This is a genomic window from Cohnella sp. AR92 (assembly GCF_003990975.1).
Classification (GTDB): Bacteria; Bacillota; Bacilli; order Paenibacillales; family Paenibacillaceae; genus Cohnella.
Genome location: NZ_RZJR01000010.1, coordinates 40,270 through 66,831, shown reverse-complemented (window position 1 = coordinate 66,831; position 26,562 = coordinate 40,270). Strand labels below are relative to the sequence as shown.

Genomic DNA, 26,562 nt, shown 5'->3' with positions numbered 1-26,562 from the left:
GACTTGAAGAGAACGAATAAACGATTCCACAAGATGTCATCCGCCATCGTCGCCTCGACCCTCTTGGCGACCGGCCTTCTCCAATCTGCCATTCCCGCGGCGGCCAGCGCTTCGCTGAATGACACCATTCCCGCGGCGGATGCCTCGGCGAAGCCGGAAATAAATCTGTTTGAAGAGTTCTACGACGAATGGAAGAGCAGCTTATCCCAACCAACACAGCCTCCCGCGAGTTCGTCAGACGTCTATATTTCTCCGGACATCGACATGTCCTCCTCCAAGCCTGTCAGCGTCATCGTCCAATTGAGCGGACAGCCCGCTGCCGTCGGCATCTACGCCGCGAGCAAGGGTTATACCGCGTTGGCTGCCGAAGCAACTACTGCAGCCGTTCAGACCGAGCAAGCCGCATTCCTGAAGAACGCTAAGAGCAGCGGATTGTCGCTGGACGTAGGCTTACGCTTCAACCAAGTGCTGAACGGAATGGCCGTCACGTTAACGGGCAATCGCATCTCCGATCTGGCGAAGCTCCCTGGCGTCAAGGCGATTTTCCCGAACTTGACCTACACGGCTCAGCCGGAGGAACAATCCGATGTGGCGGAGGAAGATCCCCGGATCGACATGGTTCCGTTGCATCAACTGGGTGTCGACGAGGCTTGGGCGGAAGGCTATACCGGCAAAGGACTGAAGGTCGGCGTTATTGATACGGGTATCGATTATTTGCACCCCGATCTGGCAGGAGCGTATAAAGGCGGATACGACTCCTATTACGGCGATGACGATCCTTATGAAGATATCCTAATACCGGGCGTAGCCCCAGGCACTCAACATGGCACACACGTATCCGGCACGATCGCCGGACGCGCCGCAAATGAAGATGGAGTCCATCTGCAGAAAGGCATCGCGTACGAATCGGACTTATACGTTTATAAAGTATTAGGCGGTCTACTCGGCACCGGCAGCTCTGCCATGATCGTTGACGGCATCGAGCACGCCGTTAAAGACGGCATGGACGTAATCAACCTATCGCTAGGCGACGACGGGACGAAGGACACCAACTCCGCGGAGGCGATCGCTATCAACAATGCGGCGCTAGCCGGCGTCATCCCGGTTCTCGCGGCGGGCAACTCCGGCCAGGACGCCCCCTACTATTATTCCCTTGGAGCCCCGTCGACGGCAGAGCTCGGCATCACGGTTGGCGCAGCAACCAGCAAGATCGATACTTATGAGACGGTTGCCGCAAGCTCCACGCCGAACCAAAGCTACTCGCTTCGTGCGATGGCATGGGAACCTGGCCAAACAGACTTCGCCCAGCTTCTCGGAACAGATCCGTTGGAAGTCGTCTATCTCGGACTGGGCAATGACGAACGCTATGAAGATAAAGACGTTGCAGGCAAAATCGTCCTGGTCTCGAGAACGCATAGCGCCTCTATGATAACGTTCAGCGATAAAATTGAGTACGCTAAAAAACATGGCGCCAAGGCGGTCATCATTTTCAACGGGACAAGTTATTCTGATAAATATCTAGAAACAGACCCATACAAGCTGATCGATCTGTCGGAATCCATTCCGGGAAGAGACAGCTTTATCGGGTACATGGGCTTCCAGGGCGAGTCTAGCGACTTCATTCCCACCTTCGACATGAAGGGCGCGGAAGGCCGAGCTTTGGCTCGATCCATGATGGAGCACCCTGACGAACCGGTAACCCTGACCTTCAACAAGCCCTTTACGAGTTACACGCTTCCTGGCGATACGATTACGTCGTTCAGCTCACGGGGACCGAACAACGACGGCAGATTCGGGATCAAGCCGGACGTCGTTGCACCTGGGCATCGCATCGAGTCGACCGTTCCCGCTTACGGAAAAACAAATCCGGATGCCGATTACGACGACGCTTACGAACGTTATAGCGGAACAAGTATGGCTACGCCGCATATCGCCGGCCTAAGCTTACTGCTGAAGGAGAAATACCCGAACTGGACGACGTCGGACGTTCGGGCAGCTTTGGCGAATACGTCCGATCCGTTGTCGGACGAAGAAGGCGTTCTGTACGACGCTTACTCTCAAGGGGCGGGACGCGCAAATATTGTGAATGCCCTTCACACTCCCGCTCTATTAAAGTCGCTTGACGAAATTACTATTTATGATAAAAAAATGAACAAAATCACTCTTCCGAGCGAAGCTAGCAGCGTCGCCTTCGGAATCATCGATCCAGCCGTCAAGGACACGGCAACGAATCCGCTTCAACTGAAAAGCGTAGCCGGTCAAGCGGTGACGTACACAGCTAAGGTGGAACTGCATGATGAGTATACCAATACGCCCGGTCTCACCACGACTCCGGATTGGGACGGCGTCTCCGTCGAGCTCACCGGTCTCGATTCAGGCGGTAAGGTCTCCGTCGCTGCCAATAGAACTCGCGGCTTCGGTTTGACCGTCAAAGCAGATCCAGACGCCAAGCAAGGGGTTTACGCAGGCGACATCGTCCTGGAAAGCCCAGGCGTTCCTACTCTGCACATGCCATTCGTGTTTAATATCGGGAAGCAAGCGATCGAGAACGAGAATCCATTCAGCGAGATTAGCGTCTCCAATCGGATCGTTAAGTCGGATGCGCCGATCGATATCACCTTGAAATATAACGGCGGGTTGTTTAATATCATGCAGCTCGGCGTTCTCGACAACAACGGAACCTATTATGGGCTGCTTGCGAATGTTCAAAGCAGTAAGGACGGCGAGGAACAAGCCATTCCGAAAGGCGAATATGTCATTGAGGACTTCGATGGAAGTTACCTGGGAGGAGCACAGAAAGACGGCATTTCCGGCGTCTTTGAGCTTCCGATGCTGCCTGATGGGCAATATACGTTGTCAGCCGCTACAGAGTTGGTTGTCTTCGGGCATCCTTTGGATGTTCATTTCACCAACATAACGATCAATGTAGACAACGTCGAGGAGCCGGAAACCCCGCCGAAGCACGGTGATACGGGAGGTTCTGAAGCTCCGCCTACTACAGCCCCGGCGCCAAGCGAGACCAGTACAGCCGTGACGGCATCGGTGGTCAAGGCATCCCAGACGCCGACTTCGCTAGACGCCAAGACAAGCAATTCCGGAGGAGTCTTGACGGCTACCGTTGACGACGCCGACCTGGGCAAAGCGCTCGAAGGCGCGAAGGGACCAAGCGCAATCATCGTCGGCGTATCCTCCGCGGAATCCCATGAGGCTGAGCTTAAATTCACGGCTTCGCAAGTGCAAAGCTTGAAAGCCGCGCCTGCGGGAAGCTCGGTCGTGTTCTCCTGGAACGGCGCTTCCGTCGCTCTCCCGCTCTCCGCGCTAAGCAGCGTTTCGGAGGGGGCAGGCCTTGTCATTCGCGTGAAGGAAGACGGAGGCAGCACCAAGCTCTTCGAAGCCTCTTATCCGGACGCCAAGGTAATCGGCACGCCGGTCGCCTTCGAAGCGAACATCGTGAAGGACAACCAGGAGACGCCGGTTCCGCTCTCCGCAAGCGAAACGGTGACCCGCTCCTTCCTGATCGATGGAGCCGTCGACGTAACGACAGCCGGCGCTTTGTATGAGGAACACGGCACCGTCCATCCGGCGCCTGCAACCTTCACGGCAAGCAAGAACGGCGGGACAATCGTGATCATCACGCGACCTGGCTTCTCGACATATGCGGTTGCCGAGCGCGACATTGCGTTCACCGATATCGGAGCTTCATGGGCGAAGAACGATATCCAGAAGCTCGCCGACAAATTCATTATGAACGGCACAACCGCAGGCACGTTCGCTCCGAAGAGCAACGTCACTCGAGCCCAATTCGCATCGATGCTATCTAGAGCGCTCGGTCTGCCATCGTCGGACAAATCGGCTCCGTTCAAGGACGTGGGCGAGAAGGATTGGTTCGCCGACGACGTTGCCGCCGCGTATGAGGCCGGCTTGGTAACGGGCTTCGACGGAAGCTTTAAGCCGAATGCGGAGATCAGCCGCCAAGAATTGGCCGTCATGCTGAATCGCGCGCTACAATTGCTTGATGTGAAATCCAAGGCTAGCAGCGGCATCAACTTCGAAGATGCGGTGACATTCGGCGCTTATGCGGTAGACGACATCCAAGCGGTCACCGATGCCGGTCTGATGAATGGAGTCGCAACCAATGGCTCCTACGCGTTCCGCCCTGCCGAGGCGACGACGCGCGAGACAGCCGCCAAGGTGTTGTACCAATTGCTTATAGCTGCAAAACTTATAAACTGATTGCTTTGAATATCGAACAAGCCTTTCCGGATTCGGATCAACTCCCCATTCTTATCTCCACACCAAAACCATCCTCTCGAGGATGGTTTTGGTGCAATGGAGCCCCTATCCCTCCCTTTCAACCCACGGGCTGTTATCCGTGTCGCACCTACCTGGGCACCGATATACTGATACCACATTAGCGCCGCCACACCGGCGGCCCACTAGGAGGGTGCGAATGCGCTGGTACGACTGTGCGGGCGCCTATAAGGCATTCGTCAGCTTGGGTGCCACCTGTCAGACCGCCCATCAGCTCCGCAGGCTTGGCCTCAGGCGTTTCGCCGGTCCGTTGGACTGGTTCATCTCCCGCAATGCCTCCGATATCTCCCGCCTTGTAAGCAATCGGTTCGACGGCTTGCTGAATGTGAATCGGCTGCAGGTGGTCGGCATCGACCAGACGAACCACGTTATCCGGGATACCGGCTACAACCTCGAATCGTATCACGACTTCCCGGCGTTCCAGCCTTGGACTGTCGCATACCCCGAAGTCGCAAGCAAGCTGCGCCGTCGAGCGCAAGCCGTCCTCTCCGCCGGTGCAGGCGGACCGCTCTGCTTCGTCCGGACCGAGGCTTCCGAGTCGCAATCGCTTCAGCTGCAAAGGGCGCTGTCCTTGATCGCTCCCCGCGGCTTCCGGCTGCTCGTCGTCAACTTCAAGGACGAATACCGGATCCGGCACGAGGACTGGGGCTTTCCGGGGATCGCTTCGATATCGATTCCGACAGGACATGACTGGCGCGGCTACGATCAAGCATGGTGGGAGATCATGCACGGATTCTCGGTCGCCGGGGGTTAAGGGCGGCGGCTTTCGGGGTTTGAACGCAAACCAACATCGAGGAAAGCAAAAATCCACTACCTCATGCGGTAGTGGATTTACATAGTGGATCCGAGCTTCGCCTATTCTCTATTTGGTATGAATCGGACTCGTATTGGGGACAGCCGCCAGCATTTTCTCGCCTTTAACCATCTTGGCCTGGCATTGGGGGCATGTCGGCGTGCTTGAGAACGTGAAGTTCTCCCGCATCCATCCTTTGCAGTTCTCGGTCGGACACAGCCAGACGGGGGTCAACTCTTGCGGTACTTCCTCAAGCTGTCTTTTCTTGGAATAATGCATGTACATCCCTCTTTCAGGTTTGGAATGGATGTAAAGAGTTACAAACGCCCCAAACGATATGCCTGGGGCGATTTGATCTTAAACTTTGACGACGTTCTCGGCTTGCGGTCCGCGGTTGCCTTGAACGATATTGAATTCTACGCGTTGGCCTTCATCCAGAGACTTGTAGCCGTCGCCGACGATCGCGCTGAAGTGAACGAATACATCGTTGCCGCCTTCCACTTCGATAAAGCCGAAGCCCTTCTCTGCGTTAAACCACTTGACTGTTCCCGATTCCATTAGGATTACCACCTTCTCAGTATTAACATGAGCATCTTATTTACTTAAAAATAAAATTCACACATCGTACAAGGTTATTGTCCTTCAAGAATAACCCTCTACGCTATGTGAATTAGGTCATGCATTCTCTGAGATTGATTATAACACATCTCGTCTTTAATATCGAGGGGAATGGGTGCCTATTTTTTACATGAAGCACGGAGTTCATCCGCTGAAGCAAGCATAGGCGTATGAATGAATTAATTAGCAAGATCTCTTTAGGCTTAGTGACCATTTGTCGGCTCGCGCTGTCTAACTAGTATAAAGACAATAAACACAGAAAGGAGAGCGCCAAGTGGAGTTCACGAAACTTGCAGCAAAAGCTACGGCAGGCGATTCCGAGGCATTTATTACTTTAATCAGGCAACTAGAGAACTCCCTGCATTTTATGGCCAAATCCCTCTTGTCCAAAGACGAGGACGTGGCGGATGCCCTGCAGGAAACCATTCTCAAGGCTTATAAAGCCGTCTCTGCTTTACGGGAACCAAAGTACTTCAAAACCTGGATATTCCGGATTCTGATCAACGAATGCCGGAACCTTATCGCGCAGCACTCCGGTTCGATCGCCTATGCGGAGGTTCCGCCGGTGTCCTCCTACTCCGGCGATTACGAGAAGGTTGATCTGAGAGAGGCCGTAGATCGGCTGGATGAACCGCAGCGCCTCGCGGTTATCCTTCATTATTTTGAAGACCTTCCGCTTCGCCAGGTGGCCCGGATCCTGGATATTTCGGAAAGCGCCGTGAAGATGCGTCTTTCCCGAGCGCGCGACGCTCTACAAAGATCTTTACCCAATAGGCATGAAGGGAAGATGAACTATGGAAGCATTTAACATTGCGAAGGAATTTAAAAAGATAGATAGCAGCAATTCGGAGATGTCCCCCCTCGTCCGGACACGCCTGGACGAAACCTATGCGTTCCTGTCCCAGCAGGCCCAGGTCCAGCGTACCACCAGAAGGAAATCTTCACGGTCTCGCCGGCTGGCCTTAACGACATCAGCGGCTGGCATCCTGGCGGCCGGGCTGTTCACTTCCGCTTTCGTATCTCCGGCCATGGCGAGTTCGCTGAAGAGTATCCCGGTTATCGGCAGTATCTTCAGCTCGATCCAAGGCGACATGGGACTTCGTTTAGCCGGTGAACTTGGTCTTACTTCAACCGTTAATCATACCGTTTCTTATGAAGACGTAAATCTTGAAGTGACCGAAACCCTTTATGACGGTCAAAGAGCTGCTTTTCTGCTGAATGTGACGGCACCCAACCTGGATAACGGAACCTACAACAATGGGAAAAAGAAGATCAGACTGAGTCAGGCCGTTTCGAGTATGACTTTCACGGTAGACGGCAAGCAGCAGAACGGCGGGATCTACTACGGAAGTGCCGGCGAAGGCCATCCGAATACGCTTGTCTTTGAAGCAATCGTCGATCCGAGCGCTGCGTCCGATTCCTTCGATTCCACGGTTACCATCGCTCTCGACGGGATTGACCATGAGTTTGCCGTGGACATCCCGTTTAAGAAAACAACCGATAAAACGGCCGAACTAAGTCCGAATACCGTCACGACTAGCGGCGACCTTACCTTCTCTGTCTCCGACGTTTGGGTAACGCCGATTACGACACGCCTGACGACTTCCATCGCCCTGGCAGATGCGACGACGTTGACAAGCAAAGAAGAGCGGCGCTTGATCAAGATCGGGGTTGCCGTTTATGACGATCAAGGACGTCGCCTGACTGCCCTGAACGGGGATGGCGTTATTGAAGGGAACCGTCTTATTTTCGACCGCCGCTACGCTTCCCAACCGGGAACGAGCAAGTACTTCATTGTGAAGCCCTTCGTCATTAAAGACGACTTTGCAGAGGATATCGAGGACGATCAATACTTAAAAGGACTGGAAACGAAGATCGAGCTGCCTTCCGCCAACGGATAAAGGATAACGGACTGCGAATCTATTCTTCGCAGTCCGACTTATTTAAATACTTTGCAGGATTCATGCTATTGGAACTAGTCATGATTAACCCCCTTCTCTCCCCACATTTTCACACACCATCAGTTCCGGCTAACGGTTACCGGCGGCGCGAATGAGGGTATATCCGAACCTATTACCCTTATAACGCCTTGATAAATGTTAGAGATTACAAGAGAAGGAGCCCAGGTCCAGTACCTGGGCTCCTTCTTTGTTATTTGCCCTCCAAAAGCCCTATTCACCTTCCATTTGGCCTTCACAAAGTCAAGACACATCATAAATTTGCTTATTTTACGGTTATGTGATCTTGTTACGGTTTAACTTCTTAGCTCTTGATAAGATCATCCTGCCGAATCAAATAGAGAGGAGGATTTGTAAATGAAAAATGTAGGCGGAGCAGATCGAGCCATTCGTATTGTCCTTGGAATCGCTCTTCTCGTTTTATTCTTTGTTCTCCCCGGGCATTGGAAATGGTTAGGTTTAGTTGCTATTCCGTTTCTGCTAACGGGATTGACTCAAAGATGCGGAATTAACAAATTATTAGGCCGCAATACATGCAGAATCCCCAGTTGATTATTCAAGCTACTCTTGGCAACGGCAGAAGTACCGATATTAGCGCTAGGCAAAGAAGAGCCAGCTTCCTGTAAAAAGGAGGCTGGCTCGTTTGTAATCGTTACCGATTAGGATGGATCCGCTTGCATCCATTATTGTTTCTCATTCCGTTTCAATCACCTGTGCCAGCCATTCACCAATAGCATGACAAAGCGATTTGCGTTTGCCTTCATACCCATGGCCGGCTTCTTCGAATAAAAGATGTCGGAATTCGGCGCGGTCCAGTTGCTCGAAAGCTTGGACAAGGGGCACATGGTGTTCGGCGGCTGGGAGAACGGCATCTTGACCGGCTCCGATCAGCAATACCGGACAGGCCGCAAGCTTGGGAGCGCAATCGGCGAGATTCCACTGCTCGAAGTGCTCCAGCACTTCGCTTGCCAATTTCTGACTCGTGTAACCAGTAAGAAAACGGGCAGCATATTCGTACGCCTCTTCATACCGGTTGATCATCCCAGGATCGCTCAGCTTTGTGCCGATGGCTCCATAATTCGCGCCGGAGATCGAAGCGCAAGCCGCGATTGACGGATCGTTCGCTGCGGTCATCAATCCGAGGAAGCCTCCAAAGCTATGACCAACAAGCGCAATGCGGCCAGTATCGATATGATATTTTTCAATGATATCCGTTTGGCGTAAATAAGCAAGAACCGTTCTTACATCCTCCAAGGCATGAACGATCGAGAACTCGCCCGTGCTGCCCCAAGCTCCCCTGTAATGAAATACTAATGCATGATACCCCAGCTCCTGAAGATAGGCTGCCATGTCGTGATTGAATTGAGAACCTGGAAAGCCGTGCAGCAGGATGACTAATGGATGCGATCCGCTCCCTTGAGGCGAATACATTCTTCCAACAAGCTGGCTGTCGCCTGACGGGATTTGAAGAAGATGGAGCATGGGCGGAAAATCAGGATTCATAATCGGCGGATCAAGCTCCGTCACTGCGTTTACTTTTCCGATTGAGTTCATCAATCACATGCACTCCTTTTGACCATTAACAGAATCCATAAGAGTCCACCGAGGACACCGATCCATCGCAGCCATTTCAATAGGGTAGTTAAGGTAGTTATAACATACCATAGTTTGCCAATCATTCGCATGCAATAATAGAACAATGCAAAGAATAGCAAAAAACCCGACCTCATGCGATCGGGTTTCATGTTGGCGGAGCCGAACCACTCCCCGAATACCGGCCCTTGAATTCCTATTCGAATATATCCTGTTTTTCAATTTGTATCATTACCGATAACGGAAGCCCACTGAAACATAGGGATAAATCTAGAAGTGTTTGAACTCCAGCTTAACGGGGTTTGCAAATACGCCAACGTATCCGCGTTATACAAACCGATCACACGTTGGAGGGGCCATATTTCGTATACTCTATCCCCTTGCAGGTCGATCGGATAAGCTCCGCTTACGCCCAGCACGCTGCCTTCAACTGGTTTTCTCAACTTACCGTTCGAATCATACAATTCAGACAAATAAGAGGGGTCGCGCGTGCTGATGTCCAAAAGGTATTGTTTATGCAAGGAACGATTTACAATTCGAACTTTGTAGTTGTCCTCATAGATAACAGAGGCGTCACTGTATGCTTCGTAGAACCACTCATTGTTATAGAGCTCGTGAAACACATTCTGTAGAAAGGAATAAATGTAATTGTAGGTAAAGCCGCCACTGCCGCCGGAATCGATACTTATCAAGATATCGTCCACGCGGTCTCCTGTAAAATCACCTAAGAAGAGGCGAGCGTTATAACCTGCATTGTCCTTCAGTTGGCTAGTATATTTTGCACCGCTGCGACCGTCAACGACGGTCAGTTGTATATTCTGGACAAAAGCGCTGCCCACAGTAGGACTGCCTGTCAAATAAACTTGATCTGGCGTTCCATCCCCGTTTACATCCCCCCGCTTCGCATCCAATACGGCAGTGTCGTTTCTGATCATGTAGCAACTTCCTCCATTATGTGCACGAACCATAATGAATCCTCCTCTCCGCATTAGCCTCTATACCATCTTATGCATTGGCAATGATGAAGGTATGAACTCAAACAAGGCCGACAACAAAAAACTCCAACCTCACTCGGTCAGAGTTCTTATCGTGGAGTCGAATTGCGGGAGATCAAATCCTTAAAGACTGCCTGAATCCAGCGCATCCTGGCGGCCTTGGACAGAAGGAAGGAGTACGCTTGAGCTGCTTCACCACATTTTCATGGACTCCCCTTCGATCACCGCTAACCACAATTCGCCGGAGTATGTTTTTCGTTCACACCTATTAAAGCACCCGTTTGGCGTAGGGCAGCATTCGAATGGCACTGGCGACAATAAAACAAACGGCGACAGAAAGAGCCGAGACGATAACCCATTTCACGATCGCCGGCAAGCCGACTCCATGAAAAGCGATAGTCCATCCGACAACAACCGGTGGATGAATCAAATAGACCGTATAAGCATTATCAGATAACCATTTTGAGAATACATTCCTCGTATTGAATCTCCTTTGGAAATAAGTAAGCAGGGAAATAATTATTCCTAAACAGATGAATGGTTCCCACATTGCATAGAACAATGCTTGACTGTTAAACCCGCCGCCAAAATGAACGTCTCCATCTAATGCCCCGGTTAAGATAAGTCCGAGTGGCAGAACGGGAACCACGCCAATCATCGCGACCCATTGCCATATCCGTTGTAATTTCCCCGGAATTTGTTCTAACCATCCTTGTCTTTGTGCGATGATGCCTGCAATGAATAGCAAGATATAGGATGGAAAGTAACCCAACTGCAATTCCAAAGGCCCCGTGCCCGTTAGATAAACCAGACGTACTGCAAAGGCAATTAATCCAAGAGCAATCGCCACGACAACCAACGTCTTACCGTTGGGAAATACAATCGATTTCTTCGGAAGCCTATCTTTTGAAAGGAGTCGAAACAGAATATAAAGCAAGGTGAAGTAGATAGAGGCTTCCAAAAACCAAGTAGGACCAAAAAACGTCCAACGAAAACTCCAAACGTTATCCTTATAAAACTGAACCAATGTCTGTTGATCTCGAAATTTTGCAAACCATACCGTCATTGGGCCTATCACAAAATAATAAATGAGCAGAGGAATCCCTAGACGTACAAGACGCCCCCTAAGAAACCGGAAAGCTCCTTTTTTCTCATACGATGGCGAGAAGAAATACGAAGAAATAAAGAAAAAGAGTCCCATAAAAAAAGATTGGCATACTCCAGTAAAGATCGTTAACAGAACAATAGTCGCATTGATTTCACTTTTATCTACGTCATCAAGGTACCAAGACCCAGACGCTCCGTAAGTAATAGCCGTATGGAATATTATGAGCAATATGGTTAGGAACGTTCGTATGTTATCTAGAAAAAATAGACGGCGATTCAATTTATGTAATCCCCTTTATATTTTTACATATCATACCATATAAAATCTCTCTTAGTTATACTAAATTGAAAAAGCTTTCATAAGGTTCTAGCTATAAATGAAAAAAAGCAAAAATCCATTACCTCATGCGGTAGTGGATTTACATGGTGGAGCCGAGGGGGTATATGATTCCCGATTAAGTTTGCTGACGATGCCCATTCGACGAAGCAGAGCGCAGAGGTAGAATCAGATGCCGTGCTCGTTGCTACACCCCACAAAGTGAAGCTAACCTTCTAAGCTTATTCCGATTACTTTGTGGGGGCCCCATCATTTCGCTCCCTGCGCGCGGTTGTCCCCCTGTCCTCCTCCGGATTCGGGGCAACTCCCAACTCTCATCTCCACGCAAAAAAACCATCCTCATGCGGATGGTTTCGATGTTGGTGGAGCCGAGGGGAGTTGAACCCCTGTCCGAAGACAACGCCACACAGGCTTCTACGGGTGTAGTCACAGTTTTGATGTCACCCGAGCAGCGCCCCGTAACCGGCTCTGCGTTGGGTCAGCCTGATTATCTTCTTCAGCTAGCCCCAGGCGGAGACTAGACAGCGTATCCCACTAAAGTTGAGCCCCTATCCCGCCACATGGGCGATGGAAGGTAGAAGCCGCGTCACAGGTTATTAAGCTGCGAAAGCGAGTTGTTGTTTTTGGTTGCCAGTTAATTGGCTTTCCGCGTTGATGAAGCAGACGCAGCCCTACTACCCGCTACCCATGCTCGAACTATCCCCGTCGAATCCATAAACGGCCCCGAATAGAAGGTCGCCACCCGCGTCTTAGGCGGATGAGACTGGATTAGTCACCGAAGCTCTTCAGCTATCGGCGATGTTCTTGCATGAATGCTTATTTATTATAACACGTCCGAAGCCGAATAGCCCGTACGTCTTGATGCCAACATTGGCGATCCTTGCTTGCCCTGCCACGCATCCGGCCAAGCCGTTAATAGCTGACCTTCTGCTTCTCCTTAAGAGCCCGCTGGATCTCGCGTTGGGCGTCCTTCTTGGCCGCCACGTCGCGCTTATCGTAGTTCTTCTTGCCTCGGCCGAGGCCGATCAGGCACTTGGCGTAACCGTTGCGCGTGTAAACCTTAAGCGGAACGATCGTGTAGCCTTCCTGTCGGGACAGGCCGTACAGCTTATTGATCTGCACCTTATGCATGAGCAGCTTCCGAGCGCGAGTCGGGTCCGTCGGGTTGTGGCGGTTGCCCTGCTCGAAGGGACTGATATGCATATTGTGGAGGAAAATCTCGCCGTTCCGAATCGTCGCGAAAGCGTCGCCCATGTTGGCTCGACCGTTGCGCAGCGACTTGATCTCGGTACCGGTAAGCACCATGCCCGCCTCGAAGGTATCCTCGATAAAGTAGTCGTGGGAGGCCTTCTTGTTCTGCGCGAGCGGCTTGTCGAAGGTGCTGTCCTTCTTGCCCATTCCTAGCTTCATCTCCTTCTATCGCAGTCATCGGTCTCTCATTATATCACGCTGGACTCTCCCGAAACAACAGGGGGCCGGACGGCCAACCTGAGCGAACGGGAGAAGAGGCCTATTGGAAAAAAGAGCACAATGTCATCCGAATCATGCGAGCATAAAAGTAAGGGCTAGGAGGAGGCGCATCACCTCGTAAAAATCGAAGTCGTTAGCGCCCCTTGCCATTTGCCCGATTAACGATTAATTCCGCTAAGAGCCTTGTCCACCAGGGCCATCCGAATATAGAGGCCGTTCCGGGCTTGGCGGAAGTAGGCGGCGCGAGGGTCGCTGTCGACCGCGTCCGTAATCTCGCCGGCGCGAGGCAGCGGGTGAAGCACGATGGAGTCTTTGCGCATGAGCGACATCAGCTCTTCGTCGACGATGAAGTGGCCGGAAGCCTTCTCGTACTCCTCCAGAGACGGGAAGCGTTCCTTCTGGATGCGGGTTTGATACAGCACGTCGATGGAGCCCGCCACCTCGTTCAGGTCGCCCGTCTCCTCGTAGCGGATGCCCTTCTCGTCCATGTAACGCTTGACGTAGTTCGGAATCCGTACATTCTCGGGGGAGATGTAGTGGATCATGACGTCCTTGTAGTTCGCCAGAATGTAGCTGAGCGAGTGCACCGTACGTCCATAGGCCAGATCTCCGACCATCGCGATTCGCACACCGTCGAGCTGACCGATCTCCTTCTGGATCGTGTACGCGTCCAGCAAGGCTTGAGTCGGGTGCTCTCCCGCTCCGTCGCCCGCGTTGAGGACCGGCACGTCCGCTACGGCCGCCGCCCGCTTCGCCGCTCCGATCTCGGTATGGCGCATGACGATGACGTCGCTGTAGCCGCTGATGATGCGAATCGTATCCTCCAGCGTCTCGCCTTTGATCGCCGACGAGAATTGAGCCGCGTTCTCCGTCCCGATGACGCTGCCTCCCAGGCGGTTCATCGCCGCTTCGAAGCTCAGACGCGTCCGCGTGCTCGCCTCGAAGAACAACGTCGTCATGATGCTGCCTTGGTGGCTGCGATTGCCGCCCGTCCGAACGACCTCTTCCATTCCCTTGGATGCCTCGAACAGCTCGTCCAGCTCCGTACGGCTGAATTGCTTGGCTCCCAGAACGTGATACAGATTCGACTTCACTTGCCTTCCCCCTCTTCCGTAACCTTGACACACCAAGATATATCCTATCGGATACGCCTTCAAAAGTAAATCGTATTCGTGCCCGAGACGACAGGGAATCCGGGGTAAAAAAAGAGCCGTCCGATTGATCGAACGACCCCTTCTAATGTCACTGTGGCGTTTCCTGTTGCGGTTGAGCCGGTTTCTTCTTCCTGCGCTTAGGCTTCTTCGCGCTTGCCGTCTCCGAAGACGCCGGAGCTGCCGTTGCCGCTTCTACCGGCGATGGGGCAGCGGGCTTTTTCTTTCTCTTCGGCTTGCGTGGCTTTGCGCCCTCTGCGGCTGCTTCCGGAGCTCCGGCTTGCGGGCTTCCTTCGCCGCCTCTGCGCCTGCCGTTGCCGGAGGAACCGGCGCCGCCGCGGCGTCCGCCGAACTCGCCGTCGTCAAAGCGGCGACGATTCGCGCTGACCGGCAGACCCCACATGTCCAGGGTCACCTTCTTGCCGCGCGGGGCGGCCGGCGGAAGGTAATCCGCCGAATCCTTGTTGACGACCGGGCCGCCTTCGCGGGCCAGCGTCGCCTTGATCGGCTTCAGGCGGCCCTCGCCGATGATCTCGCCGCCGCTGAATACCGGCTTCTCCATCGCCGCGCGGTCAAACCGCCCGCCGCCTCTGGAGTCGCGGCCGCGCTTCTTGCCGCCGCCATCCTTGCGGCGGCCTTCGCCTCCGCCGGCAGCCTTCGGCTCGCCGGCGCCCGCTGCCGCGCCGCGCTTCGCTGCGTCCGGCGCGGCAATGCCGATGGCAACCCCCGCTTCGCTCGGGTTGCCGCCTTCCTTGCGGCCGGCTTCGCCCCGGCCGCCCTTCTTGCGCTTGCGGCTGCGCCCGCCTACGCGCGTCTCCCCGGCGGCGCTAGGCGCTCCGCCGCGTTCTTCCACTACTTCACTGCCCAAGACTTGTCCGTTGTCCATTCCTCTTCCCCCACGACGACCGTCACCGCGACCGCTATTCTTTCTGTTTCCGCCTCGTCCATTCCGATCGTTCCGATCCTCTCGGCCACCGCGGCCGCCGAACGAAGCAGCGAGATCTCCGCCCCTCGCGCCCTTCTTGCGCTTGCCGCGCCCGAAGCCGGAGGATGCTCCTCTCGCATCGATAAAGTTCACTCTGCCCGAGCTGCGCGGATGCATATCCACCAGCTCGAAGTCGATCGAATGCTCGGCCATGTTCACGCGGCCGACCCGGATGCGAACCTCGTCGCCGATCCGGTACACCTTGCTCGTCCGTTCTCCGATGAGCGCCATATGCAGCTCATGGAAGTGGTAATAGTCGTCCGACATATCGCTAAGCCGGATCAATCCTTCCACCGTGTTGTCCAGCTCGACGAACATGCCGAAGCTGGTGACGCCGCTGATGATGCCGTCGAATTCCTCGCCGATCTTATCCAGCATGAATTCGGCCTTCTTCAGCTTCTCCGTGTCGCGCTCGGCGTCCACGGCCAGCCGTTCCCGCTCGGAGGACTGCTGCGCGATGTCCGGCATGCGGACGCCGAGCGCTTCCATTCTCGCTTCCGGAAGAGCGCCGCCGTTCTCGATGACCTCGCGGATGATCCGGTGGATGACCAGATCGGGATACCGGCGAATCGGCGACGTGAAGTGCGAATAGAACTCCGCAGCCAGCCCGAAGTGGCCTAGGCTCTGGGCGTCGTATTTCGCCTGCTTCATCGACCGCAGCATCATCGTGCTGAGCACGGTCTCTTCCTTCTTGCCCTTGATCTCTTCAAGCAAGGTCTGAAGCGCCTGCGGATGAACCGAGTTGCCTTTGCCCTTCACCGCATAGCCGAAGTTAGCCGCAAACTGCATGAAGGTCATCAGCTTGTCGCTGCTCGGTTCCTCGTGGATCCGGTACAAGAACGGCACTTTGAGCCAATGGAAATGCTCCGCCACCGTCTCGTTGGCCGCCAGCATGAATTCCTCGATGATCTGCTCCGCGATCGACCGCTCTCTTTTGATAATATCGACCGGTTTGCCTTCGGCATCCACGATGACCTTCGACTCCTGGAAGTCGAAGTCGATCGCCCCGCGTCTCATGCGCCTGCGGCGCAGAGCCATCGCGAGCTCCTCCATTGTCTTGAACGTATCGACGAGAGAAGCATACCTCTCCATCAGCTCGGGGTCCTGAGCCACTAGAATCTTGCGCACGTTCGTATACGTCATGCGCTCCACGGTGCGAATCACGCTCGTATAGATGTCGTGGCGGACGACCCGCATCGTGCCCGGCTCGAACTCCATGTCGCAGGACAGAGTCAGGCGATCCACCTTCGGGTTCAGCGAGCAGATCCCGTTGGACAGCCGGTGCGGCAGCATCGGAATGACGCGGTCGACCAGATAGACGCTCGTTCCGCGGTTGTACGCCTCTTCGTCCAGTTTGGACTTCTCGCGCACGTAGTAGCCGACGTCGGCGATATGGACGCCCAGCAAGTAATTGCCGTTCTCCAGCCGCTCCACGTTGACCGCGTCGTCTAGATCCTTGGCATCCTCGCCGTCGATCGTCACGATCGTGCGGCCGCGCAAGTCGCGGCGGCCTTGCGAGAGGATCTCTTCCTCGGTAATGGAGTCCGGAGCCGCTTCGGCTTCCTTCATGACCTCGTCCGGGAATGCTTCCGGCAAGCCGTGCTTGCGGATGATGCTCAGGATATCGACCCCCGGGTCATCCTTGTGCCCGAGAATCTCGACGACCTCGCCTTCGGCGGCCGAACGGCCTTCCGGATAGACGATGATGTTCGCGACGACCTTCTGTCCGGTTACCGCGCCCAGGAAGCTCTCGGGGCGGATAAAGATATCCTTGTTGATCCGCTTGTCGTCGGGAACGACGAAGCCGTAGCTGTCGTGGTTCTCGAACACGCCGACTACCTGGGTCACGGCGCGCTTGACGATTCGGACGATCTCGCCCTCCAGCCGGTTGCCGCCGTCGCTCTTGGACGTGACTCGGCCGAGCACGATATCGCCGTTCATGGCGCCCTTCAGATCGTTCGCATGAATGTACAAGTCCGGATGGTCGGTATCTTCCGGTATAAGGAAAGCAAATCCTTTGGCATGGGCTTGCAGCCTGCCGCGCAGAAGGTTCATTCTCTCGGGAACGCCGTAGCGCTCCGTCCGGGTTCTCATGATTTTCCCGTCTTGTTCCAGCTCGGCCAGCATCCGCAGGAATTCTTTGAATTCCGCGGCATCGCTGATGCCGAAGTACTTCTCGAGCTCTTGGTACGTCATCGGCTTATACGCGTTCTCGCGCATGAAGTCCAGCAGCTCTTGCTCCGTACACAATGGCACCCGCATCACCTCATCCTGCTACTAGTATATACGCTTTCCCCGCTTGGCAACCGGATGAGCCGACCCTGCCACTGCCTGGAAAATCTCTCAACATTACCCGCAGGCTCTTCCTACGCAAAAAAAGCGGGAAGCTCCTGCTTCCCGCTTTCGGTTGGTCATGATGGAATTATTTTGAAACGAAGTAGGCTACGAGCAGCGACAGTACGAAGAAGCCAACAGCCAGAACAACCGTCGCGCGCTGCAGGAGCAAATCCATCCCGCGAGCCTTCGTCTTGCCGAACAAATGCTCAGCGCCGCCGGAGATGGCGCCCGACAGACCTGCGCTCTTCCCGCGTTGCAGCAAGACGACACCGATCAGCCCGATCGCGAAGATAACCAGAACGATCTTCAGAGCAATTTCCAATGCATCCACCTCCTAAAGATAAGACAGCGACCGAAGCGAGTTCGGATATGAGTAGTCGAAGATTATCACAAAAAACAGTATTTTCATAATACCATATGCATGATATCGTGACAACCTGCTCGGCCAAAAAACCCATCCGGGAAGTTTAGGCATACTGTTCGAGTACCCGCTTCAGCTCCTTGCGAATCTCTTCGAGCAGCTCCGCCGGCTCTTCCGCCTGCGCCTCCCGGCCTAATCCGGAGAAGAACCGGGCATAGAACGGAAGGTCATCCGCAGGGATGAGGCCTTCCAACGTCCCTTCTCCGTCCGGGAGCAGGCTCAAGCAGTCCGTCAGCCAAGGCTCCAACTCGCATCGGCGAACCCCTTCCCGAGTCAGCCTTACCCTGAGCCGCAGGCTCCCCGTGCCGTTCTCACGACTTATCGGGAAACCCGGTTCGTATTCCTTGCGATTGCCAAGGTGCCTGCCCTCCAGATCCTTACGCGGCTGTCCGTACTCGTCAAGCTCCGCGCTTCGGATCCGGTCGCAGCGGAAGACCCTCACGCCTTCCCGAAGAAAACAATAGGCGGGGCAGTACCACAAGCCGTTGTTCGCGTAAATCCCGATCGGCTGAATAAGACGGGAAGAAGCGTCCTCCTTGTTCTCTCCCCGGGATTCGTAATCGATGCGCAGCACCCGGCCCTGGATCGCGGCGTCCAGCAGCGCGGCCAGATAAGGAGCTTCGCGCTTCCTCCTCGGGGTCACGATGTCCACGCGGTTCTTCATGGCGTCGATCCGGTCCCGGACGTCGCCCGGCATATGAAGATAGAACTTGCTCAGCGCAGATGCGGACTCGCTCTCGAAGGGCAAGGAGACATAGTGACGCAGGGCGTCCACCGCGAAGAAGATCGACACCGCCTCCCCTTCGGTGAACGCGATCGGAGGCAGCACCCTCTCCCTTACGACTTGATAGCCGCCGTGGGGCCCCGGCTCGGAATAGAGAGGCACGCCCAGCTCGCTCAGCTCCTGGAGATCCCGAAGGATCGTGCGCTTCGAGACGCCGAACTCGTCGGCCAGCTCCTGTACCTTGAAGCGCCGCTTGCGATTGACCGTCATCATCAGCTCCATCAGCCGCTTGGACTTCGGCATCCCGAGTTCCTCCTTTAATATTCATAACGGTAAGTCTCCGGTTAATCGTTGACGGAATCTGTCACCATTATGCGTTACGATGGGTTCGCAACGCAACGATACCCTTAGGAGTGGTTATGATGAACGCATTCAAATTCCCCGCGCTGTTCTTCCTGATCATGTTCATGATCGGAACGGACACCTTCCTTGTCTCTCCGCTGCTGCCGACCCTGCAGGCCGAATTCGGCGTCTCGACCGAGTCGGCGGGCTGGATGCTGAGCGCCTACGCGCTCGGATCGGCACTCTTCGCGCTGATCGCCGGTCCCTTGTCGGACGGCTGGAACCGCCGGATCGTTCTCTTGTGCGGACTAACCGCGTTCTCGATCTGCACTTTCTTGTGCGGCTTCGCGAACGGCTTCTGGACGATGTGCCTGTTCCGGCTGCTTGCCGGCGTCAGCGCGGCGTTCACCGCGCCGCAGGTGTGGGCTTCCATCCCTTCCGTCATGCCGCCGCAGCGGATCGCGAGAACGATGGGCCTCGCCTTCTCGGGCCTAGCCGCCTCCCAGGCGTTCGGCGTCCCGATCGGCAGCTGGCTCGCTTCCGGCGGCTGGTCCGTGCCGTTCTGGACGATCGGGTGCGCCTCTCTGCTGCTGGCCGTCTTCGCCTTCTTCGCCTTGCCGAGCATGCCCGCCTCCGCCGAATCGACTGCGAGCGTCGGCTCTATCCTGCGCCGCTATGTTCCGCTCGCTCGCAGCGGAAGAGCAAGGGCAGGCTTCTCCGCTTATCTGCTGCTTCATCTCGGAAGCGGAGCCGCCTTCGCCTTCTCCGGCAAGTGGCTGGCCGATTCCTTCGGCCTCTCGGTCGGCCGGATCGGCACGGCGATGATCTTCCTCGGCCTCGGCAGCCTCCTCGGAAGCACGCTAAGCAGCCTCGCCGCCCGGAAGCTCGGCTCCGGAGTAGCGGTCGCTGTCGCCATGACCGGCGCCATCGCCTTGTACGCCCTGCTTCCCCGCCTGACCGTCGTCTCCGCCGCAACGGCCGTCTACTTCGCGATCTTCATGCTGCTGGGCATCGTGTTCCCGCTCGTCATGGGGGCGCTCACCTCGCTGAACGCCTCGCTTCGCGGCACGATCTCCAGCCTCGCGAACGCGACCATGAACGGCGCGAACACGCTCGGCGCCTGGCTGGCCGGCCTGATGTTCGTCCATCTCGGCGGCTATTCGGCGATCGGAATCTTCGCCGCCGTCTGCTTGGCCGCTTCGCTGGCGACGTTCCTCTCCGGCAGACTCTTCGTCCGCGAGCCCATGCTCTCTTCCGCGCAAAGCCCAACTTCCTCCTAATGCAAAGAAGAGCAGTCCCTTCATCGGCCGTTCGCCGATTTAGGACTGCTCTCTTTTCCGCTAATATGGCTTACCAGCCGCGTTCCTTGAACCAAGCATAGTTCAGCTTCGCGCTCTCGAGCGAGCCGACGTCGTAATGCTCCTGCTCGATAATGACGTATTCGACGCCCGTCTCTTCCGCGGCTTGCAGCGCGGAATCCCAATCTACCGTGCCGCGGCCGATCTCGGTGTCGGTACCGTCTGCCTTGAAGTCCTTCGCGTGCACGACCGGAACTCTTCCTTCGTACTTGCGCAGGTAAGCTGCCGGATCCTCGCCGCCGACCTTCACCCAGCCCAGGTCGAACTCGGCGAAGACAAGCTCCGGAGACAGGCGCTCGAAGAGCAGGTCGATAGCCGCGACGCCGCCGATCTTCGCGAATTCGAACGCATGGTTGTGATAGCCGAACTCGAGCCCGCCGGCCGTCACGATCTCCGCCGCTTCCGTCAGGATCGACGCCATCTTGGCCAAGCCGTCCTCCGTCGTCTCTTCCTGCAGCGGGTAGAACGGAACGATATAGCGCTTCAGGCCAAGCTCTTGAGCGTACTCGAGCTGGCGCTTTACTTGCTCGGAGATCGATTCGTTGTAGTTCAAGCCGATGTGAGCCGAATTCGCCGTGAGTCCGGCATCCGCCAGCGCCGCCTTCAGTTCCTTCGCCGATACGCCGTAATAGCCTGCAAGCTCAACGTTCTTGTAGCCGATGTCCGCGATCTTGCGAATCGTTCCGAGGTAATCCTGCTGGCACAGGTCGCGTACCGAATACATTTGAATGCCGAATTGAGGTTTTGCCATGGGTAAGCACCGCCTTGTTCTGGTTAGGGCATGCAGCCGTCCGAACCATTCGGCAACCGTCCTAAGGGTCCGCCGTACATGCCGTTTCAACTGACTTCATTATAACGAAACCGCTGTCATCCGGAGATAGCGGATTGTGCTGTGTTCTTATGGCATTTGGCGAGCCCTCTAGCCTGAAAAGTTCGTTGACAGAGCCGGAAATCCGGTGCTACTATATTCCTACTAATCCGGTAAGATTTAATTACATAGGAGGTTTTACGATGAGATTCGCCATGCAAGCCCCAGCCGCAAGAAAGCTTCTGCTAATTGCCGCGTTATCCGCCGCCCTCGTCGTCCCAAGCTACGCTTCCGCCGCGCAAGCGGGCGGCCATTCCTCGTTCTCTTCCGGCAAGGCCGGAGACAGCTCGGTCTCCTCGGCGGAATATTCGATTTTCCTCCAGGACAAATTCGGAATTACGCTCTCCGCCTCCGTCACCAAGGGGGAATTCCTGAACGCCCTCGTCAAGGCGCTCGGCCTGGCGCCTTCGGAGGAGCCGGTCGCCTTCGCCGATCTGGCTTCGACGAGTCCCTACTATAGCGCGGCCAAAGCGCTCTATCAGCATGGCGTACTAACCTCGGACACGGTGAACGCGCTCCAGCCGCTCAGCGCCGTCAATGCCGTGCAGATCGCTCTCAAGGCGGCCGATCTGAAGGAATTGGCTTATTCCTACCCGGAGACCAAAGCGGCTAAATCCCTTGGCAAGCTCCCCGTAAAGGCAGGCTCTCTAAGCCTTCAGGCGAAGCAAGAGCTGGCGGCTGCCGTCGACACCCAGCTGCTTCCTGCCGCTTACTATTCCGACCTTCAGCCGAACGCGCGCGCGACTTCCAGCCTGGTCTCCACCCTGATCGGCAAGGTTCTTAGCTTCAAGGGCGAGTTTAAGCACTATATCGGCTACGCTAGCGACGCGGATATCTATCTGAAGCTGACGGACGCCTTCCGATCCTCCGTTATCATTCGGTCCGAAGAGCTGCAGAAGATCGTCGATACCGCGCTGGAGAACAACCTGGTGACCGGCTACAACCTCAAAGACTCCGCTTATGAAGCCAACTTCGTGGATTCCCTGTCCCTTGTCTACGGCCACTCCGATCTGACGCATGCCGTGCAGCTTATCGGCCTGCTGAACAGCGAGGGCATCGACGCCAAGGTGCAGCTTGAGCCCAAGACATCCGCCTTCGTCTACCTGAAGGAGTGGGGCGATCCGGGCCAATCCGACCTGTACGAGGTTCGCCAGATCGCGAACGGCAACTACATCGAATACGCGAAGGAGTACGACATCGCCTTCGAATTCGATAGCGCAGCCGATAAGCAGCGCTTCAATGACATCATTCTCTCCTATGCCAAGAAGAATCAAGAGAATCCGTCCGGCCTGATCTACGGCTCCTGGTGGCAGCCGCTGTATTACTCGTTGACCGCTCTTCCCGAATATCAAGTGATCAGCAACAACAAGATCCAACTCGGCCGCTACTATGCGCAGTCCTTCTCTCTGAAGGAACAGTCCCAAGCGGTGATCGACGGCTTCAAGTCGATCGATCCGTCCGTCACGGTGGAGCACTATGATTTCTGGGTAGACGCTCCGTTCTACCGGTATTTGAACGGGGAGTCTCTCTAATCGGAACGTCATATGGAACTGCAATCAACCCGGACGGCGCCCGATCATGGCCTGTCCGGGTTTTCTATTATAGGGTACAATTGGCACATGCATTCGCATTCGTCGAGGAGGTTTCCTTATGCTTACCTTTTTCCGTTATAACTGGGTCGTCAGAGAGCAGTGGTATCAGTGGTGCGAAGAGCTTACTCACGAGGAATTGACTAAGGAGCGGACAGGCGGCGTTGGAAGCATCCTGAAGACGCTCTTCCATATCGTCGACGTCGAGTGGAGCTGGATTCGGGTGATGAACGGCAAACCGGACTTCGAGGAGCCCTTCGAGAACTTTTCGACATTGGAAAAGGTTCGGGAGCTGGACGCCAAGTTCCACGAGGAGGTCGCGGAATTCGTGGATGCCTGGAACGACTCCATGGAGACGCGTCCTGTTTACACTGAGCGGCAGGACGGCACCATCGAAGCGCATGCCTGGGGAGAGATCGTTCGCCACGTCATTGCGCACGAGATTCATCATATCGGCCAGTTGTCCGTCTGGGCGCGCGAGCTGGGCAGAGCTCCCGTCTCCGCCAACCTCATCCGCAAAGGATTGATCTCGCCCAACCTCTGATCCCGTAAACAGCAGAAATCCCCAAGACCCGCCTTACGGCGAGCTTGGGGATTATGTCGTTTCGCTGTATCTTACTTGAAGTCGCGCAGGTTGTAGAACGCGGACTTGCCAGCGTAGATAGCGGAATTGCCCAGACGGTCTTCGAGGCGAAGAAGCTGGTTGTACTTCGCAACGCGGTCCGTACGGGAAGGAGCGCCCGTCTTGATCTGGCCGGCGTTCGTCGCAACCGCGATGTCCGCGATCGTGCTGTCTTCGGATTCGCCGGAACGGTGGGAGATAACCGCCGTGTAGCCGGCGCGCTTAGCCATCTCGATAGCGTCGAACGTCTCGGTCAGGGAACCGATTTGGTTAACCTTAACGAGGATCGAGTTGCCGATGCCCTTCTCGATGCCTTGGGACAGACGCTCGGTGTTCGTTACGAACAGATCGTCGCCGACGAGTTGGATCTTGCTGCCCAGCTTCTCGGTCAGCAGCTTCCAACCTTCCCAGTCGTCTTCGGAGCAGCCGTCTTCGATCGTGATCAGCGGGTACTTATCTACCCAGCTGGCGAGCAGGTCAACGAACTCGGCGGACGTGAAGGACTTGCCTTCGCCTTCGAGGTGATACTTGCCGTCCTTGAAGAACTCGGTGGAAGCAACGTCCATGCCCAGGAAGACGTCGACGCCCGGCTTGTAGCCGGCTTTCTCGATAGCTTCGATGATCGTGGAGAGAGCTTCTTCGTTGGAACCGAAGTTCGGAGCGAAGCCGCCTTCGTCGCCTACGGCCGTGTTCAGGCCCTTGGCCTTCAGAACGGACTTCAGGGAGTGGAAGATCTCGGCGCCAGTGCGGAGTGCTTCCTTGAAGGAAGGAGCGCCAACCGGCAGAACCATGAACTCTTGCACGTCAACGTTGTTGTCGGCATGAGCGCCGCCGTTCACGATGTTCATCATCGGAACCGGCAGGGTCTTCGCGTTGAAGCCGCCCAGGTATACGGACAGCGGGATTTGCAGCGCGTCGGCAGCTGCGCGAGCTACCGCGATGGATACGGCGAGGATCGCGTTAGCGCCCAGCTTCGCCTTGTTCGGCGTGCCGTCCAGCTCGATCATCTTGCGGTCGATCGCGACTTGGTCCAGCGCGTCGAGGCCGATGATCTCGGGAGCGATAAGGGAGTTTACGTTCTCGACTGCCTTCTCGACGCCCTTGCCCAGGTAGCGGTTCTTGTCGCCGTCGCGAAGCTCAACGGCTTCGTAAGCGCCGGTGGAGGCGCCGGATGGTACGATGGCGCTGCCGAAGCCGCCGGATTCGAGAGTAACTTCTACTTCAACAGTAGGATTGCCGCGGGAGTCCAAGACTTCGCGAGCATATACGTCTGCAATGATCGTCATTTAGGAAAACACTCCTCGTCTTATATTTTACCATCTCTATTATCGACATCTGAGGGCAGCTTCGCAACTGCGGGCTCCCCCGTCTTCCGCTCTGCCCGGCGGCGCCTCTGCAGCGGCGCCGCGGAATTCAGCTCGAGCGTTGCCTTGCGATGGCTTGATTAATTCTTGATCATGGACTTGCCGGTCATTTCCTTCGGCTGCGGCAGCTCCAAGAGCTTCAGCAGCGTAGGGGCAACGTCGGCCAGTGCGCCGTCGTTATGCAGCTCGACGCCAGGCTTCGTTACGATGAACGGAACCGGGTTCGTCGTGTGCGCCGTGAACGGACGGCCTTGGTCGTCGATGACCATGTCGGCGTTGCCGTGGTCCGCGATGATGACGGCCACGCCGCCCTTCGCGAGAATCGCGTCAACGACTTTGCCAAGGCATTCGTCAGTCGCTTCGACCGCCTTGATCGTCGGCTCCAGCATGCCGGAGTGGCCGACCATGTCCGGGTTCGCGAAGTTCAGGACGATCGCGTCATGTTTGTCGGATTCGATCTCCTTCACCGCAGCCGCCGCCACTTCATAGGCGCTCATCTCCGGCTGCAGGTCATAGGTAGCGACCTTAGGCGAATTGATAAGTACGCGAGTCTCGCCCGGAAGCTGAACATCGCGGCCGCCGCTGAAGAAGAAGGTCACGTGCGGGTACTTCTCCGTCTCCGCGATGCGGAGCTGCGTCTTGCCGTGTTGCACGAGAACCTCGCCATAGGTGTTGTCGAGCTCCTTCGGCTTGTAAGCGACGAAGCCTCCGACCGATTCCGCGAACAGCGTCAGGCAGACGAAGTACAGCTTCTTCGGGAACTTGTCGCCGCGATCGAAGCCGCGGAAGTCCTCGTTCGTGAAGACGTTCGACAGCTGGATCGCACGGTCCGGACGGAAGTTGAAGAAGACGACGGCGTCTTCCGATTCCACCAGTCCGACCGGCTTGCCGTCTTCTCCGACGATGACCGTCGGCATAACGAACTCGTCCATGACCGACTTCTCGTACGATTCCTTCACTGCAAGGATCGGATCCGTATACGTCGGTCCATCGCCGTAAACCATCGCGCGATAGGATTTCTCCGTGCGCTCCCAGCGCTTATCGCGGTCCATGGCATAGTAGCGGCCTTGAACGGTCGCGATCCGGCCGACGCCGATCTCCTTGATCTTGTCTTGGAGTTGCGTCAGATAGCCTACCGCGCTGTCCGGAGCGACGTCGCGTCCGTCCAGGAACGCGTGAATGTACACCTCGGAGAGGGACTCCTTCTTCGCAAGCTCAAGAAGAGCAAACAGATGCGCGATGTGGCTGTGCACGCCGCCATCGGAGAGCAGACCGTAGAGGTGAAGCTTCTTGCCGTTCTCCTTGGCATGGCGAACCGCGCCGAGCAGCGTCGTGTTCTCGAAGAAATCTCCCTCGCGGATCGACTTCGTAATGCGAGTCAGGTCTTGATAGACAACGCGTCCGGCACCGATGTTCAGGTGTCCGACCTCGGAGTTGCCCATCTGGCCTTCCGGAAGGCCGACCGCTTCGCCTTGCGCCGTAAGCTGCGTGTGTGGATAAGTCGCCCACAGGCGATCGAACACCGGCTTCTTCGCTTGAGCGACGGCGTTGCCGTGAGTCTCTTCGCGAAGGCCGAAGCCGTCGAGAATAATAAGGGCTACCGGTTTCGGTGCAGCCAT

General features: G+C 55.7%; 21 protein-coding genes and 1 other RNA gene. 8 read left to right on the top strand and 14 right to left on the bottom strand.

The features are described 5' to 3' along the window. The first annotated feature begins 3 nt into the window (after nucleotides 1-3). Nucleotides 4-4,233 (top strand): S8 family serine peptidase, encoded by a 4,230-nt coding sequence (locus ELR57_RS17550; protein WP_158630053.1) that lies wholly within the window; start codon nucleotides 4-6, stop codon nucleotides 4,231-4,233. A 217-nt stretch (nucleotides 4,234-4,450) separates the two neighbouring features. Further along, nucleotides 4,451-5,065 carry a DUF1796 family putative cysteine peptidase gene (locus tag ELR57_RS17545; RefSeq protein ID WP_158630052.1) on the top strand — a complete coding sequence of 205 codons (615 nt, stop codon included), beginning with the start codon at nucleotides 4,451-4,453 and terminating at the stop codon, nucleotides 5,063-5,065. 108 nt (nucleotides 5,066-5,173) lie between these two features. Here the strand turns inward: ELR57_RS17545 and ELR57_RS17540 are convergent, their stop codons facing one another. Then, nucleotides 5,174-5,383, bottom strand: coding sequence for a cold-shock protein (locus tag ELR57_RS17540; protein WP_126960384.1), 210 nt, complete (start codon nucleotides 5,381-5,383; stop codon nucleotides 5,174-5,176). A 78-nt stretch (nucleotides 5,384-5,461) separates the two neighbouring features. Next, nucleotides 5,462-5,662, bottom strand: a complete 201-nt coding sequence (locus ELR57_RS17535) for a cold-shock protein (protein ID WP_126960383.1) — start codon at nucleotides 5,660-5,662, stop codon at nucleotides 5,462-5,464. Between the two features lie 334 nt (nucleotides 5,663-5,996). Here ELR57_RS17535 and ELR57_RS17530 point away from each other — a divergent pair, with 334 nt between their 5' ends. From ELR57_RS17530 to ELR57_RS17520, 3 genes are all read left to right on the top strand, one after another. After that, nucleotides 5,997-6,530 (top strand): RNA polymerase sigma factor, encoded by a 534-nt coding sequence (locus ELR57_RS17530; protein WP_126960382.1) that lies wholly within the window; start codon nucleotides 5,997-5,999, stop codon nucleotides 6,528-6,530. Beyond that, nucleotides 6,517-7,623, top strand: coding sequence for a DUF4179 domain-containing protein (locus ELR57_RS17525; protein WP_126960381.1), 1,107 nt, complete (start codon nucleotides 6,517-6,519; stop codon nucleotides 7,621-7,623). The genes ELR57_RS17530 and ELR57_RS17525 overlap by 14 nt, the downstream gene beginning before the upstream one ends. A gap of 414 nt (nucleotides 7,624-8,037) precedes the next feature. Beyond that, nucleotides 8,038-8,232 carry a YgaP family membrane protein gene (locus ELR57_RS17520; protein ID WP_126960380.1) on the top strand — a complete coding sequence of 65 codons (195 nt, stop codon included), beginning with the start codon at nucleotides 8,038-8,040 and terminating at the stop codon, nucleotides 8,230-8,232. 141 nt (nucleotides 8,233-8,373) lie between these two features. On the opposite strand, the gene ELR57_RS17515 is transcribed toward ELR57_RS17520, so the two are convergent. The 9 genes from ELR57_RS17515 to ELR57_RS17470 form a co-directional block, all read right to left on the bottom strand. Continuing rightward, nucleotides 8,374-9,234, bottom strand: a complete 861-nt coding sequence (locus tag ELR57_RS17515; RefSeq protein WP_126960379.1) for an alpha/beta hydrolase family protein — start codon at nucleotides 9,232-9,234, stop codon at nucleotides 8,374-8,376. Nucleotides 9,235-9,491: 257 nt separating this feature from the next. After that, entirely contained in the window at nucleotides 9,492-10,208 is a 717-nt protein-coding gene (locus ELR57_RS17510; protein ID WP_126960378.1) for a VCBS repeat-containing protein, read from the bottom strand. A 328-nt stretch (nucleotides 10,209-10,536) separates the two neighbouring features. Further along, complete coding sequence (locus ELR57_RS17500) at nucleotides 10,537-11,655, bottom strand: acyltransferase family protein (protein WP_126960377.1); 1,119 nt, start codon at nucleotides 11,653-11,655, stop codon at nucleotides 10,537-10,539. Between the two features lie 417 nt (nucleotides 11,656-12,072). After that, nucleotides 12,073-12,437, bottom strand: a transfer-messenger RNA (tmRNA) gene (ssrA, locus tag ELR57_RS17495). 187 nt (nucleotides 12,438-12,624) lie between these two features. Next, a complete protein-coding gene (smpB, locus tag ELR57_RS17490; RefSeq protein ID WP_126960581.1) occupies nucleotides 12,625-13,110 on the bottom strand; it encodes an SsrA-binding protein SmpB in 486 nt (161 codons plus the stop codon). A 230-nt stretch (nucleotides 13,111-13,340) separates the two neighbouring features. Beyond that, nucleotides 13,341-14,276, bottom strand: coding sequence for an aspartate carbamoyltransferase (gene pyrB, locus ELR57_RS17485; RefSeq protein ID WP_126960376.1), 936 nt, complete (start codon nucleotides 14,274-14,276; stop codon nucleotides 13,341-13,343). A gap of 148 nt (nucleotides 14,277-14,424) precedes the next feature. Continuing rightward, the gene (gene rnr / locus ELR57_RS17480; RefSeq protein WP_126960580.1) at nucleotides 14,425-17,568 is read right to left on the bottom strand and encodes a ribonuclease R; all 3,144 of its coding nucleotides are present in this window, start codon (nucleotides 17,566-17,568) and stop codon (nucleotides 14,425-14,427) included. A 172-nt stretch (nucleotides 17,569-17,740) separates the two neighbouring features. Continuing rightward, complete coding sequence (secG, locus tag ELR57_RS17475) at nucleotides 17,741-17,977, bottom strand: preprotein translocase subunit SecG (RefSeq protein WP_126960375.1); 237 nt, start codon at nucleotides 17,975-17,977, stop codon at nucleotides 17,741-17,743. A gap of 145 nt (nucleotides 17,978-18,122) precedes the next feature. After that, nucleotides 18,123-19,103, bottom strand: coding sequence for a helix-turn-helix transcriptional regulator (locus tag ELR57_RS17470; protein ID WP_126960374.1), 981 nt, complete (start codon nucleotides 19,101-19,103; stop codon nucleotides 18,123-18,125). Nucleotides 19,104-19,222: 119 nt separating this feature from the next. Between ELR57_RS17470 and ELR57_RS17465 the strand changes: the two genes are divergently transcribed. After that, entirely contained in the window at nucleotides 19,223-20,422 is a 1,200-nt protein-coding gene (locus ELR57_RS17465; RefSeq protein WP_126960373.1) for an MFS transporter, read from the top strand. Nucleotides 20,423-20,492: 70 nt separating this feature from the next. Here the strand turns inward: ELR57_RS17465 and ELR57_RS17460 are convergent, their stop codons facing one another. Beyond that, nucleotides 20,493-21,251, bottom strand: coding sequence for a sugar phosphate isomerase/epimerase family protein (locus ELR57_RS17460; RefSeq protein WP_126960372.1), 759 nt, complete (start codon nucleotides 21,249-21,251; stop codon nucleotides 20,493-20,495). 260 nt (nucleotides 21,252-21,511) lie between these two features. On the opposite strand from ELR57_RS17460, the gene ELR57_RS17455 reads away from it, so the two are divergent. Both ELR57_RS17455 and ELR57_RS17450 read left to right on the top strand, forming a co-directional pair. Continuing rightward, nucleotides 21,512-22,900 (top strand): hypothetical protein, encoded by a 1,389-nt coding sequence (locus ELR57_RS17455; protein ID WP_126960371.1) that lies wholly within the window; start codon nucleotides 21,512-21,514, stop codon nucleotides 22,898-22,900. 118 nt (nucleotides 22,901-23,018) lie between these two features. Then, nucleotides 23,019-23,501, top strand: a complete 483-nt coding sequence (locus ELR57_RS17450; protein WP_126960370.1) for a DinB family protein — start codon at nucleotides 23,019-23,021, stop codon at nucleotides 23,499-23,501. Nucleotides 23,502-23,572: 71 nt separating this feature from the next. On the opposite strand, the gene eno is transcribed toward ELR57_RS17450, so the two are convergent. Then, entirely contained in the window at nucleotides 23,573-24,865 is a 1,293-nt protein-coding gene (gene eno, locus ELR57_RS17445; RefSeq protein ID WP_126960369.1) for a phosphopyruvate hydratase, read from the bottom strand. Nucleotides 24,866-25,023: 158 nt separating this feature from the next. Then, nucleotides 25,024-26,562 (bottom strand): 2,3-bisphosphoglycerate-independent phosphoglycerate mutase, encoded by a 1,539-nt coding sequence (gene gpmI / locus ELR57_RS17440; protein ID WP_126960368.1) that lies wholly within the window; start codon nucleotides 26,560-26,562, stop codon nucleotides 25,024-25,026.